We start from the raw sequence: 13,824 nt of genomic DNA on the forward strand, positions 1-13,824 counted from the left end.
TTATGAAAACGATTAACTGTAAAGTTCTCGTGCTTGGCGCGGGGCCGGGTGGCTATGTTGCTGCTATTCGTGCGGGACAGCTTGGTCTTGATACTGTGATTGTAGATGGGCAGGCACCGGGCGGCACATGCCTGAATGTTGGCTGTATTCCATCTAAAGCACTTATCCATGCTGCTGATGAATTTGAAAAATCCATGCATTTTACTGGCGAGAATGTTCTGGGCATCAGCGTTCAAACGCCGTCTATTGATCTGTCTAAAACCATTGAATGGAAAGACAGCATCGTAAAACGCCTGAACAGCGGTGTTACTGGCCTGCTCAAAAAGAATAAAGCACAGCTTGTTAAAGGCTGGGGCAAGATGGTTGACGGTAAAACTTGTTTGGTGGCAACCGATGAAGGCGACGTAACTATCAAGGCTGAGAATGTAATCTTGGCAACTGGTAGTGTGCCTGTTGAAATCCCGAGCCTACCATTTGGCGGTAATATTATTTCTTCTACAGAAGCACTGTCACTTGATGGTGTGCCTGAGAAGTTGGTTGTTATCGGCGGTGGTTATATCGGGCTTGAACTAGGTACAGCATACGCGAAAATGGGTGCGAAAGTTACAGTTGTTGAAGCTGCTGAGCGTATCTTGCCGCAGTATGATGCTGATCTATCCAAGCCGATTATGGCGAGCCTTAAGGATCTTGGTATCGAAGTGCTTCTGAATACAAAAGCTAAAGCAGCTAACGAAGACGGCACAGCGCTTACTGTTGAAACAGCTGATGGTGATAAAACACTGGAAGCGAGCAAAATCCTCGTAACCGTTGGTCGCCGTGCGAAAACAGAAGGCTTTGGTCTCGAAGAGCTTGATCTAACCATGAATGGCCGCGTTGTTGCGATTAACGACAAATGCGAAACATCCATGACAGGCGTTTATGCGATTGGTGACCTTACAGGCGAGCCAATGCTGGCCCACCGTGCGATGGCACAAGGTGAAATGGTTGCTGAGATTATCTCTGGCATGAACCGTACGTTCGATAAAGTTTCTATCCCAGCCGTTTGTTTCACTGACCCTGAAATCGTGACAGCTGGTCTGTCGCCTGAAGAAGCGGAAGCTGCGGGTTATGAAACCAAAATTGGTGTCTTCCCGTTCGCAGCCAATGGCCGCGCGATGACTATGGAAGCTGAAACTGGTTTTGTTCGCATTGTAGCGCGCAAAGATAACCATCTTGTGCTTGGTATTCAGGCTGTGGGTAAAGGCGTTGCTGAACTTTCAGCTGCCTTCTCACTTGCCCTTGAAATGGGAGCATGCCTAGAAGATGTTGCGGGCACAATTCACGCGCATCCGACACAAAGTGAAGGTTTCCAGGAAGCAGCGCTTAAAGCCCTTGGACACGCTCTGCATATCTAAGATTTGGCGCTCCTTAAATTCCAAAGCCGGGCACTTAGGTGCTCGGCTTTTTGTATTTCTAACCTAATAATTTTTGTTTGATAGAATGTAGTTAAAAATAATTTCTAAAATACAGTGTTGGTATTTCACAAAACTGTTGTTTTTTATGTTTTTTCTTGCGTTTAAGGCTGCTCTGTAAGAGCTTGCTACTAATTTACCGAGTTTTGGGAGGCAAACATGGCAGGTAAAAAAGCGGCGATGAATATTTCACGCAGAAAGCTGTTGTTGGGGGGCGTTGGTTCCGCTGCTTTTATGTTTGGTACGAATATTCCGTTCCTTAAAAACATGCCTAAAGGCCTATTGCCTGTCGCTTATGCGAATGACGATGTTCGGCTGGATGATGATGCGCTTATCGCTCGCAAAGATGGCCTCACGCTCCTCAATGCTCGCCCGATTAATATGGAAACACCAGCGCATTTATTGGATGATGCTATCACGCCTGCAAGCCGGTTGTTTGTGCGCAATAATGGTATTGTGCCGGATTATGAAGAGCACCCAGCTGATAGTTGGACAATCACTATTGATGGTGAAGTGGAAACGCCCCTCACGTTGTCGATTGCAGACCTAAAACGTGATTTTGAGGTGGTTACTAAACAGCTGTGGATAGAATGCGGCGGCAATGGCCGTAAGTTCTATGAGCCGGGCGCTTCTGGGAACCAGTGGTCGTTAGGAGCTATCGGTTGCCCTCAGTGGACAGGGGTTCGTCTTCGTGATGTGCTGAAGAAAGCTGGCGTTAAAGATACTGCCGTTTACACGGCCCATCACAGCGTGGATATGCACTTGTCTGGTGATCCCGAGAAAGCGCCAATTTCGCGAGGTGTTCCAATCTCGAAAGCCTTAGAAGAAGATAGCATCATTGCGTTCGAGATGAACGGCGAACCGCTCCCTGTGCTGAATGGTTTTCCGGTGCGTTTAGTGGTGCCGGGCTGGCCAGGATCATGCTCACAGAAATGGCTTAAGCGCATTGAAATCAGAGATCAAATCCATGATGGTCCGAAGATGACAGGTACTGCCTACCGTATGCCTGCATATCCTGTTAGTCCGGGTACGGAAGTGCCCAAAGAAGATATGGTTATCATCCACGAAATGCCTGTGAAATCACTGGTTACATACCCTGTAACGGGTAGCCGTGTGAAGCTGGGTGAAAAGGTGGAATTCAGGGGGCATGCATGGTCAGGGCAGGGTGATGTATCTGAGATGGAAGTCTCCATTGATTTCGGGGCTACATGGCAAAAAGCAAAGCTGGATAAACCAGTGAACAAATTCGCGTGGCAGCACTGGAAGGCGATGCTTACCTTCCCGAAAGCTGGATATTATGAAGTGTGGGCACGGGCCACAGATCATACCGGAACAAGCCAGCCTTCTGTGGTGCCTGGCTGGAACCCTAAAGGGTATCTGAATAACATGCAGCACCGCGTTGCTGTATTTGCGGTTTAGGTGCTTTGATGCGTGCTGTTATAATCAGTGTGTTGATGCTTGCTGCTTGTAGTGAAGCAGAAATGCCGGAAGTGGATCAAGAATTGCAAGAGCGCCGAAGTGCGCGCGTAGAAGCTATGGCCGCTGCCTATGATGGTTCTATCCGATACAAAGATACCTTTAACGCCCTTGATCCCTTGATTAAACGCTCTGCTATCGCGCGTGGTAGCAAGTTTGACCCCAATGATGATTATTGGGGCTTACCGCGTACAGAAGGGTATGAAGAGGTGGCTGCTTACTGTGCTTCTTGTCATAGTTTGGCGATCGTGATGCAGCAGCGAGTAACGCCAGAACGGTGGGATTATCTTCTCGATTGGATGGTTGAAAAGCAGAATATGCCTGAACTGGAAGCAGAAGAGCGTGCGCTTATCCATCGTTATCTCATAGAACATTTTTCTTCAAATAAGGAATAGTGTTCCAAATTTTGGAACACATTGTCGCAAAAATCGCGCTTTTGTGAGCAGAAAAATCTCCCTAAGTTTGTAATGTGAAAATTTGCAGGTTTGTCGGTGTTGAGTATTCGAGCCTGTCGTTTGTCAATAAAATCAGAATGTTGATACATTTTTTGTAGGTTCTCGTGATTGAATTCGCACTGTGAGAGTATGCAAAACACATTCAGACGAGGAGTTTTATAATGAAGTTACTAAAAACGGCTGTAATTGGTGCATCTCTCGCACTTGGTTCAATCGCAGCGCCTGTAATTGCAGCTGATGTAGCGGCGCCATCAGGTGTTTATAAAGTTGATCCAACACACGCGAGTGTAACATGGAAAATCAGCCACCTGGGCCTCTCAGTTTATAATGCACGTTTTACAAAGTTTGATATTGATCTTAACCTTGATGTGGATGATGTAAGCAAATCATCTGTGAAGGCAGTGATTGATGTGACATCTGTTGAAACAGATTATCCGGGCGAGACAGATTTCAACGGTGAAATCGCGAACGATCCTAAATTTTTGAACAGCAGCAAGTTCCCGAAGATTGAATTTGTTTCCAAGTCTGTTGAAAAAACAGGCGATAAAACAGCGAAAATCCACGGCACAGTAACAATGCTTGGTGTTTCTAAAGATATGACGCTTGATGCAACGCTTATTGGCGCAACAGATGCTCATCCATTTGCGAAAGTACCTGCGGTTGGTTTTAACGCAACAGGTACATTGAAGCGTTCTGAATTTGGTTTCACACACCTTGTGCCTTACATTGGTGATGAAGTTACCTTCAACATCGACGCTGAATTCCAGAAAGCTAAGTAATTATGAACGCGGCGAATAATACAGAGCGTTACACTAAAGTTGCCATCCTTCTGCACTGGTTGATTGCTTTTGCGATTATTGGTTTGATGGCGGCCGGTATCTGGATGACAGGCGCGATTAAGGAAAAGGAAACACAGGCAACTGCGTTTGAGGTTTACCAAATCCATAAATCAATCGGCCTTACAGTGTTGGTGCTCAGTGTTGTTCGCCTTATCTGGCGTTTTACCCATAAGGTGCCAGCGATGTCCTCAGGCATGGTTGCATGGGAACGTATGGCGGCACACACCACTCATTTTCTGTTTTATGCCTTGATGATTGGCCTTCCCATTACGGGTTGGTTGATGGTTTCTGCAAGCCCATGGGGGCTGCCGACCATGTATTTCAACCAGTTTGAAGTTCCGCATCTGCATGCGCTTTCAAGCCTTGATATGGCAGGTAAACAGGAATGGGAAGGTGTGTTTAAGGAAATGCATGAAGTGATTGCATATGGCGGTATCGCACTTATCGTTCTGCATATTGGTGCAGCACTGAAGCATCATGTAATTGCAAAAGATAATACGCTTGTTCGTATGTTGCCGTTCCTGAAAGCTCCAGTACAGCGAGAAGAAGAATAATGATGAAAAACCTTATAATTGGTGCCCTTGCATCTGTATTGATTGCTGGCGCTTCTTTTGCGGCGGATTGGAAAGTCGATCACAGCAAAAGCGAAGTACGTTTTGGTGGTACTCATGCAGGGAATGAATTTACCGGCGTATTTGAAAAATGGCAGGCAGATATCAATTTTGATGCGTCTAACCTTTCTGCTTCAAAGGTGAAAGTAACTTTTGATCCATCAACAGCGAAAACAGGCAACGGCCTTTATGATGGTACTTTGAAAGGTGAGGACTGGTTCAAGGTTGATACGTATAAAATAGCCGTCTTTGAAGCAGTAACTTTCACCCACACAGGCGGGAATGCTTATACGGCTGAAGGAACGCTTCAAATCCGCGATAAAACTTTGCCTCTTACCCTTGCCTTTACGCTTGATACAAACGGTAATATTGCTGAAATGAACGCAAGCCATTCGATTGATCGTATCGCTTACGATCTCGGTGTGCAGTCAGATGCTGATGCCGCGTGGGTTTCAAAGAATATTGAGCTGAAAATTAAAGTGGTGGCTTCCCACTAACTAGTGTTTTCGGTCTGTCAGCTTATTCAGTGTAAGTACTGGGATCAGGCCAATTAAAACAATAGCGATGGCGGCAGTGGAAGCTTCCGCCAAACGCTCATCTCCCGCCAAACGGTAAACCCGTGTTGCCAGCGTTTCAAAGTTAAATGGTCTTAGAAGCAGAGTTGCTGGTAGTTCTCGCATCGTATCCACGAAAATTAAAATACCCGCAGCTACCACTGAGCGTTGCATTAGGGGGAAATGGATTTCTTTCACTAGTCTGAACGGTTTTGCGCCAAGGCTGCGTGCCGCTTGATCATAAATCGGCGGTATCTGTTCAAGCCCGCTTGATGTGGTGTTGTAGGCTACTGTCAGGAAGCGTACTACATAGGCGTAAACCAGTGTTGTCACTGTGCCAGTAAGCAAAAGGCCAGAGCGCCAATCAAAGGTGGTTTCAAAGAATTCAGCCAACCAGCGATCAAGTTGGGAAAGTGGCGCAAGTAAGCCAATCGCGAGCATCGCGCCTGGAAGCGCATAACCAAGAGTGGAAATTTGAATGGCACCGGCTGTTGTTTTTGTCGGTGCAATACGCTGTGCATAGGTAAGCATAAGCGCCGCGATGAGCGCGACACCAACAGCCATTCCTGCAACTGACACGCTGTTAATGGTAAAATCACTGAAATCATAACCAAGCTTTGGGTCACCCACAGTGATGGCTAGATTGCCGAGAACTGCGAGCGGAATTACACATCCAAGAAGCACAGGAAGCGCGCAGATTAAAACAGCACCAAAGGCTTGCATGCCCTTAAGGGGGGCTCGGTTCATGGCAGCATCACGGGCATGGGCGCTTTGCGTGGTCCCCTTACGGCTCCATTTCTCCAGCACAACAAGGAAAGCCACGATAATGAACATCACAGCTGCCAGCTTCATGGCTGCCATTTTCTCCCCCATAGCGAACCATGTTCTGAAAATACCTGTGGAGAAGGTGGGTACGCCGAAGTATTCCACCACGCCAAAATCAGCGAGTGTTTCCATCAGTACAAGCGCAAGGCCTGCGGCGATTGCGGGGCGCGCAGCAGGCAGAGCGATTTTGAAAAATGCTTTTAGTGGCCGGGCACCAAGCGTGCGTGCGGCATCAAACAGTGTAGCTGAACGCTGAACAAAGGAAGCTCGCGCCAGCATATAAACATAAGGATAGAGCACCAGGCTCAACATCAGTGCGGCACCCGTTAATGACCGAATTTGCGGAAACATATAATCCCCCGCTTCATAGCCAGTGATCGCCCTGAAAGCAGTTTGCACGGGGCCACTGAAATCAAGCAGATCGGTATACACATAGGCCACGATATAAGCAGGCGCGGCGAGCGGCAACATAAGCGCCCAGGAAAAGAATTGACGCCCCGGGAACTGAGTTGCTGCAGTTAGCCATGCGGTGGAAACACCTATAATGGTGGAATAAAGGGCTACTTGCGCCATCAACAGAACTGTGTTGCCAATATAGCTTGGTAGGATTGTTTCCTTCAGGTGGGTCCACGCAGGGTCAGCGCCTGAAAACAGGCTTATGATAATAAACACCATTGGCACGGCGATAAGGGCGGAAATCAGCAAACTTGAAAGCTGCCATCCATAACTTGTGCCACTGAGTTTTTTCATAAAATAATCCCGAACTAAAAAGCGCCTATCTTCTTGGTGAAATGAATACCCTGTGATAATCCGTCTCACACTATGAAGCAGGCTTGGAATATCTTCTTCATTAGATTAGGGTTCAATTTCAAGTAAAAAGACAAAGCATTTCCTGTTTATGACCTTAACTTTCCAAAATATTTCTCATGCTTACGGTGATAACGCCGTTCTGAAGAATGTAAACCTTGAAGCAAAGGCCGGTGAAATCACCTGTCTTTTAGGCCCGTCAGGTGGCGGTAAAAGTACTATGTTGCGTTTGGCAGCTGGCCTAGAGCCACTTCAGGCTGGCGAGATTTTGGTGGACGGTGAAACACTGGCTACGCCGGGGGATGAACCCGCACCGGAAGATCGCCCTGTTGGTTTAATGTTTCAGGAAAATGCGCTGTTTCCGCATATGACCCTTGCGGAGAATATCGCTTTTGGTCTTGAGGGAAAGACCAGAGCGGAAAAAGAGGCAATTGCTTCAAGCCTCTTGAAGTCCATCGGGCTGCCGGATTTTGAAAGCAGGTATCCCCACACCCTTTCAGGTGGGCAGCAACAACGTGTAGCACTGGCTAGATCACTCGCACCAAAACCGCGCGTTCTGTTGATGGATGAACCATACGCAAGCATTGATAGTACACTCCGTCGTGCGCTCAGGGAATCTGCGCGCCGTACGCTTAAGGAAAGTGGGACAACCACAATCCTTGTAACGCATGATCCATCAGAAGCGATGGAAATGGCGGATGTGATCGCGGTGCTTGATGCCGGGAAAATTGTTCAGGCTGCTACGCCTAAGGAACTGTATGAAAACCCGGTTGATCCAACGGTGGCTGGACTGTTTGGGAATGCGCAAACCATTCCCGCACTTTGCACAGAAACTGGTTACCTCACGGATTACGGCAGCATTGGCTGCCCTAAGGCTGACACATCTGAACGTAAGAATTGTACGCTCGTTGTACGGCCAAGTGGCCTTAAGTTAGAAAAGGTGGAAGAAGCATCGCTTCGTATTGCGGATATTCGTTTTGTTGGAAGCAGTTGGTTGGTGTTCTTGTTGCCGGTTGAGGCGGCACCATCCCTTGCCCCACTTCGAGTGTCGGTTCCAAACGCAGATAACCTTTCAGTAGGGGATAATGTTCGTCTCTCTGCTGCTTCGAAGGAATTCTTCGTTTTCCATCACCAAAAATAACCCAGAGGCTGGACAATTAATTTTGTTATTGATAATTACTATCAATAAATATGAAAGAAAATAGGGGATACCATGATTCGCCAATTTACCAAGACAGCAATGGCCGCAGCGATGGCAGTAACAGGCTTGTTCGCAAGCTCAGCAAATGCGGATGGTGTTGTGAATGTATATAGTGCACGCCACTATGATACTGATCTCGCGCTTTACGCTGATTTTGAAAAACAGACAGGCGTTAAAGTTAACCTGATTGAAGCAGCGAGCGATACGCTCATTGAACGTATCCTGAATGAAGGTAAATACAGCCCAGCTGATATTCTCATCACTGTGGATGCAGGCCGCCTGTACCGTGCAGAGCAAAAAGGTATTTTTGCGCCGTTTACATCAGCTGTTTTGGAAGAGCGTGTGCCAGCACATCTTCGTCATCCAAATGGTCAGTGGTATGGCCTTTCCAAGCGTGCTCGTGTGATTATTTATAATGCCGCAAAAGGTAAGCCTGAAGGCCTGAACACTTATGAAGATCTGGCGAAGCCTGAGTTCAAAGGTCAGATTTGTGTTCGTTCTTCTTCCAATATTTATAATATCTCGCTTCTAGCTGCTATGGTTGGCCGTGTTGGTGAAGAAAAAGCGGAAGAATGGACCAAAGGCGTTGTGGCAAACTTCCGCCGCCGTCCACAAGGGAATGACACAGCAAACATCCGTGCGGTGGCTTCTGGTGAGTGTGAACTTTCAATTGTGAACACCTATTATCTGGCACGTTTGCTTGCAAGCGGTAATGAAGTGGGCAAACAGGTTGGTGTAATCTACCCGAACCAGGAAACTTCTGGTACGCACGTGAACATCAGCGGTGCTGGTGTGCTTAAGTATGCGCCGAACCGTGAAAACGCCATTAAGTTCATTGAATATCTGACAGAAAACCGTGCTCAGTACCTGTTTGTTGAAGGTAATAATGAGTACCCGGTTGTTAAGGGCGCGAATGTTACTGATGTTGTGAAGCAGATGGGCGAGTTCAAGGAAGATACAATTAATGCAAGTGAACTGGGTATAAACCAGGCCGCTGCTGTGCGTATCTTTGACCGTGCCGGTTGGAACTAAGTTTTAAACGCCATAGAGTGATTTAAGGGAGCTATTTAGCTCCCTTTTTTATTTGCCTAATCTGCCCAGATGCGGGTGAGATTGCTTTTTGCTTTGAGAATTTGCATGCGAGCGTTGAGGTTTTCGTCTGTGTCTGGCAGCTGCGCGAGCGCTGTATGCAGGTCAAACAGAATTTCTCTGTGCTCAGCAAGGCGAACACGACTTTGAACCCAGCCGACAGCGGCTAATCGTGTCCCTTCTGTTACCTCAGCTACATGGTGAAGTGTGGTGGAAGGATAGAGGGTAAGCGCACCCTTAGGCAGTTTTACCTTTTCTTCCCCATCATGCTTGCAGAGCACCAGCTCACCACCTTCATATGTTTCCGGATCAGACAGGAACAAGGTGAAAGAAAGATCAGTGCGCGTACCAGCGATGATTGGGTCATCCACATGCGTCCCATACTGCATACCAGGGCCGTACCGGTTGATCATGAGTTTCGCGAATTTCTGAGGGAGTGCGGCTGCTTTGAATACAGGATGATTCATCAGCGCTTTCTCAATAAGTTTTAAGGCCCCTTTAACTTCAACAGCATCAGGGCGAGCCTGAAGGTTTGATTTCACCCGGCGCGCGGTGCGGCCTGCGGTTTTCTTTCCGTCTTCATAAAGCGCATCATTTGATAAAGAATCTGTAATGGCCTTGAGTGTGTGGGAATCTAAGATATTATCGAGAAAAATTTGCATGATCTTTTGTAATAATGAGAATTGTTTGCAAAATAGATTAATCATGATTAATCTGCCGATCAACTAAATTAAACCCGCATGTTTTTTTGTCAATTTTGAAGGGGTAGGATCAATGGAAAAGCGTACCAAGCTTTGGACGAATATGAGCGCTATTGCCTTTGCTAGTGTTACAGCGCTGAGCGGCTGTGCCACAGGCGGCGAAGGTGAAGGCGAGGGGGAAGGTGAAGGCGAAGGCCATCAGGTTGTTGTCGACGGTTCCCAAACATCACAAGTTGCTTCTTCTGGCGGTGAAGGCGAAGGAGAAGGTGAGGGCGAGGGAGAAGGCGAAGGTAACGCTGCCCCTGCTGGTGAAGGCGAGGGAGAAGGTGAAGGAGAGGGCGAAGGCGCTGCTTCTGATGCTGAACTCGCGAAAGATGATCTAGCATACCTAACACAACTTGGCCTTATGCGCGGCCACCTATTTGTGGGTAATGAGCTTTATAAAGCAGGCCATATTGATCACGCTAAAATGCATATGAAGCACCCAAAGAGTGAGCTTTATGCTGAAGTTGTACCTGCGTTTGAAGCGCGCGGCTCTAAAGGATTTGCTGAAGAGCTTGAAATGCTTGCAACAGCTGTAGAGGGCGAAAAAGGTGATGCTGCCGTGGCTGCTGGTTATGCGGCCGTAACTGCCGCCATTGCGAAGAATGAAGGCTTTGTATCTGCCGCAAGCGGCACTGCTGCTGAAAAGCTGAAACTTGCTGTTGCGCTTCTCCGCACAGCTGGTGAAGAGTATGCGATCGCTGTTGTAGACGGTAAAATGCAGAATGCACACGAATATCAAGATGCGTTCGGTTTCACAAACATCGCGAAGGCTATCCTTGAAACATCTTCTAAATCTACTGCTGCTGAAGCAGAGGTTGTTGGTAAAGCGGTAGCTATCATTGAAGGTTTGAAACCACTTTGGCCGGGCATTATGCCTCCAGAAACGCTGACAACAGAAGCTGGCCAGCTTTATGGCGCCGCTTCACAGATTGAGCTCTTGGCGCTTGGTCTAGAATAAATCTACAAAAGCATAGAAAAGACAAAGCCTCGGTTTTTCCGGGGCTTTTTTATGCCGAACAGTATAAATCTTGGTTTTGTTCACATATTCGCAATAAAATCTCTGCAACTACTTTCTAAATATGGTAGGCAAATATCCAATCGTATAAGTGAAGGTGTTAAACCTTTAGGGGTGTTGGCCTTGTATAAATTAAAGACTATGGATGTGTGATGAGTAAGCAGGACATATATCAAACCACAGAAAGCCAGATTTTGGCGGTTCTTGAAGGCGAAGAGAATGTAACAGCGCAAATGGCAACTGTTTCTTGTCTGTTATCGCTCGCATTCCCGGAAACTTATTTCTGGACTGGCTTTTATGTGGTTGATCCGGTGCAGGAACGCATGCTGGTGGTTGGACCTTATCAAGGTACACTTGGGTGTTTGCGCATTCCATTTGGTCGCGGTGTATGTGGTACAGCTGCTGAAACCGGCGAAACTCAGGTGGTTGAAGATGTGCATGCATTAGCAAACCATATTGCCTGTGATAGCCGCTCCAACAGTGAAATTGTTGTGCCAGTGACAAACACAGCTGGTGAGCTGATCGCTGTGTTTGATGTGGATTCAGAACAGCACGCAGCATTTGATGAAACAGATAAAGAATGGCTTGAGCGCATTCTTGGTAAAGTTTTCTCAGGAAAATAAGATGAAATATCTCCATACAATGGTTCGGGTAACGAACCTTGAAGAATCTATGGATTTCTACTGTAACAAGCTTGGGCTTAAGGAAGTAGGCCGGAAAGAAGTGGAAGCAGGGCGTTTCACGCTTGTTTTCCTCGCGGCTGAAGACAACGAGGATGCTCAGGTAGAGCTTACTTATAACTGGGACCCGGAAGAATATGATGAGGGCCGTAACTTTGGCCATCTAGCTTACGCGGTGGATGATATTTACGAAACCTGTCAGCGTTTGATGGATAAAGGCGTGGTTATTAATCGCCCTCCGCGCGATGGATATATGGCCTTTATCAGGAGTCCGGATAATATTTCTATCGAGCTATTACAAAAAGGTGGACGCCTAGAACCGCAGGAACCGTGGGCTTCGATGAAAAATATTGGCAAGTGGTAAAAAAAAATACCGTTTTTTTTGTCAATAGGCGAGATTATCGGTTTCTGTAAACCGAATATTTAGGGTTGTTCACCAAGGTATAATGTTAAGAGTGGAATCGCAGGGGATTTTTTCTTGAAACTGCATTGGTCAGACAGATTATCGTTTAAGCTAGCGCGTACAGCAGTAATTATTGCATTTGTTGTAGGTTTAATCTTATCCGCCGGTCAGGTGTATCTTGATTATCTTGAAGAAGGTGATCTTCTTGATCAGAAGGTGAACAAAAGTTTGGCGGTGGCGCAAAAAGCTGCGACACGGGCTGTACTTATTCTTGATTCTGATTTGGCGACAGAGGTTGTCTCTGGTCTGATGGAATATGATTATATCGCGGAAGCGGCTATCCTCGATGATCACGGAGCCGTACTTTCTGCAGACCAGCAGGATACCTCGGGTTTCGGCACAAATAGTGTACGGGTCGCCAGGCAGTTAATCACAGATATTTCCACCTACGAACGTGAACTTGAACTACCAGATACCATGGCGGATCAGCCAGGCAGCTTGCGCGTTGTAGTTGACCGAGCTGTGGGTTTGCAGCCTTTCTTCTCGCGTGCTGTAACAACCTTTATGTCAGGGCTAGTACGCAACCTTTTGCTCGTACTTCTCCTTTATTTTGCGTTCCACCAAGGGCTTACAAAATCCCTTGTTCAGATTGTGGAAAAGATTTCTGCGATTAATCCTGAACAGCCGAGAGAGCAAAGAATTGCGGTTCATAAAAAACATCGCAAAGATGAGCTTGGCCTTCTTGCGAGCCAGATTAACCTGTCTTTTGATGCGGTGCAGGTGCTTATTGATAACCTTAGATCAACAAACAAAGCGCTTTCATCTTCTGAGGAAACACTACGGAAGCGGTCCTGGGAACTTGAGCAGGAAGTTGAGCGTACCAAGAAAACCACCATGGAGCTTTTGGTTACTAAAGAGCAGGCCGAAGCTGCGAACCGTGCAAAAAGTGTGTTCCTTGCAAACGTGAGCCACGAACTCCGTACACCGCTTAATGCGATTATTGGTTTCTCAAGCATTATGGCTGATCAGATGTTCGGGCCAATTGGCCATGAAAAATACCGCGAGTATCTTCAGGACATTCGAAACTCCAGTGAACATCTCTCCGATATTCTGGGTGAGGTGCTTGATTTGGCTAAAATTGAAGCTGGTCAGTTCAACATGGAAGAAGAAACTGTTGATGTGGTGAAAATGTTCCATGAAAGCCTTGCGCTTATTGGTGGACAGGCGCTGCAAAAAGGTTTCCAGATCGACCTGAAGTTACCACCAAATGAAGACCTGCCTAAAGTTAACGGGGACCGTTTACGTCTTAAGCAGTCTGTTCTTAATCTTCTGTCTAATGCAGTGAAGTTTACTCCGGCAGGTGGTAATAATGTGCAAATCGCCTCTTGGGTTACAGATAGTGGTGAGTTAGCAATTAACGTTAAAGACAGCGGTATTGGTATTCCGAAAGAAGATCAGGAATTGGTTTTCTCACCATTTGTAAGAGCGGCATCAGCGCTTAGTAAAAACCATGAAGGCACAGGCCTTGGTCTTGCTTTGGTGAAGGTTTTTGTTGATATGCATGATGGCCGGGTTGAGCTTGAAAGCACCATGGATATCGGCTCTAGCTTTACCATTTATCTTCCAAATGAACGTATTATCGAAGAGGCTTAAGCCGTTTTAACCTTCGTTT

General features: G+C 46.9%; 14 protein-coding genes. 12 read left to right on the plus strand and 2 right to left on the minus strand.

The genetic code is table 11. The annotated features are described in order from the left end of the window. The first annotated feature begins 2 nt into the window (after window positions 1-2). From lpdA to KFE96_RS08130, 6 genes are all read left to right on the plus strand, one after another. The gene (gene lpdA / locus KFE96_RS08105; RefSeq protein ID WP_255835483.1) at window positions 3-1,394 is read left to right on the plus strand and encodes a dihydrolipoyl dehydrogenase; all 1,392 of its coding nucleotides are present in this window, start codon (window positions 3-5) and stop codon (window positions 1,392-1,394) included. Window positions 1,395-1,610: 216 nt separating this feature from the next. Next, entirely contained in the window at window positions 1,611-2,870 is a 1,260-nt protein-coding gene (locus tag KFE96_RS08110; RefSeq protein ID WP_255835484.1) for a sulfite oxidase, read from the plus strand. A gap of 8 nt (window positions 2,871-2,878) precedes the next feature. Then, window positions 2,879-3,322: a hypothetical protein gene (locus KFE96_RS08115; protein ID WP_255835485.1), complete on the plus strand. Its 444-nt coding sequence runs from the start codon at window positions 2,879-2,881 to the stop codon at window positions 3,320-3,322. Window positions 3,323-3,543: 221 nt separating this feature from the next. Then, window positions 3,544-4,161: a YceI family protein gene (locus KFE96_RS08120; RefSeq protein WP_255835487.1), complete on the plus strand. Its 618-nt coding sequence runs from the start codon at window positions 3,544-3,546 to the stop codon at window positions 4,159-4,161. 2 nt (window positions 4,162-4,163) lie between these two features. Then, a complete protein-coding gene (locus KFE96_RS08125) occupies window positions 4,164-4,775 on the plus strand; it encodes a cytochrome b (RefSeq protein WP_255835488.1) in 612 nt (203 codons plus the stop codon). Continuing rightward, window positions 4,775-5,329, plus strand: coding sequence for a YceI family protein (locus KFE96_RS08130; RefSeq protein WP_255835489.1), 555 nt, complete (start codon window positions 4,775-4,777; stop codon window positions 5,327-5,329). Before KFE96_RS08125 ends, KFE96_RS08130 begins: the two co-directional genes overlap by 1 nt. On the opposite strand, the gene KFE96_RS08135 is transcribed toward KFE96_RS08130, so the two are convergent. Continuing rightward, the gene (locus tag KFE96_RS08135) at window positions 5,330-6,961 is read right to left on the minus strand and encodes an iron ABC transporter permease (RefSeq protein WP_255835490.1); all 1,632 of its coding nucleotides are present in this window, start codon (window positions 6,959-6,961) and stop codon (window positions 5,330-5,332) included. It abuts the gene before it with no gap. Window positions 6,962-7,109: 148 nt separating this feature from the next. On the opposite strand from KFE96_RS08135, the gene KFE96_RS08140 reads away from it, so the two are divergent. Further along, on the plus strand, window positions 7,110-8,159 hold the full coding sequence (locus KFE96_RS08140; RefSeq protein WP_255835491.1) for an ABC transporter ATP-binding protein: 1,050 nt from the start codon (window positions 7,110-7,112) through the stop codon (window positions 8,157-8,159). A gap of 72 nt (window positions 8,160-8,231) precedes the next feature. Then, a complete protein-coding gene (locus KFE96_RS08145) occupies window positions 8,232-9,251 on the plus strand; it encodes a Fe(3+) ABC transporter substrate-binding protein (protein WP_255835492.1) in 1,020 nt (339 codons plus the stop codon). A gap of 56 nt (window positions 9,252-9,307) precedes the next feature. Here the strand turns inward: KFE96_RS08145 and KFE96_RS08150 are convergent, their stop codons facing one another. Next, window positions 9,308-9,970: a Fe2+-dependent dioxygenase gene (locus KFE96_RS08150; RefSeq protein ID WP_255835493.1), complete on the minus strand. Its 663-nt coding sequence runs from the start codon at window positions 9,968-9,970 to the stop codon at window positions 9,308-9,310. 112 nt (window positions 9,971-10,082) lie between these two features. On the opposite strand from KFE96_RS08150, the gene KFE96_RS08155 reads away from it, so the two are divergent. The 4 genes from KFE96_RS08155 to KFE96_RS08170 all read left to right on the plus strand — a co-directional run bounded on the left by KFE96_RS08155 (window position 10,083) and on the right by KFE96_RS08170 (window position 13,805). Further along, a complete protein-coding gene (locus tag KFE96_RS08155) occupies window positions 10,083-11,012 on the plus strand; it encodes a hypothetical protein (protein WP_255835494.1) in 930 nt (309 codons plus the stop codon). Window positions 11,013-11,221: 209 nt separating this feature from the next. Next, window positions 11,222-11,692, plus strand: a complete 471-nt coding sequence (locus tag KFE96_RS08160) for a GAF domain-containing protein (protein WP_255835495.1) — start codon at window positions 11,222-11,224, stop codon at window positions 11,690-11,692. Between the two features lies 1 nt (window position 11,693). Then, window positions 11,694-12,113: a VOC family protein gene (locus KFE96_RS08165; protein ID WP_255835496.1), complete on the plus strand. Its 420-nt coding sequence runs from the start codon at window positions 11,694-11,696 to the stop codon at window positions 12,111-12,113. Between the two features lie 114 nt (window positions 12,114-12,227). Next, the gene (locus KFE96_RS08170) at window positions 12,228-13,805 is read left to right on the plus strand and encodes a HAMP domain-containing sensor histidine kinase (protein ID WP_255835497.1); all 1,578 of its coding nucleotides are present in this window, start codon (window positions 12,228-12,230) and stop codon (window positions 13,803-13,805) included. The last annotated feature ends 19 nt before the right edge of the window (window positions 13,806-13,824 follow it).

This window comes from Kordiimonas sp. SCSIO 12603 (assembly GCF_024398035.1).
In the GTDB taxonomy this organism is placed as follows: Bacteria; Pseudomonadota; Alphaproteobacteria; order Sphingomonadales; family Kordiimonadaceae; genus Kordiimonas.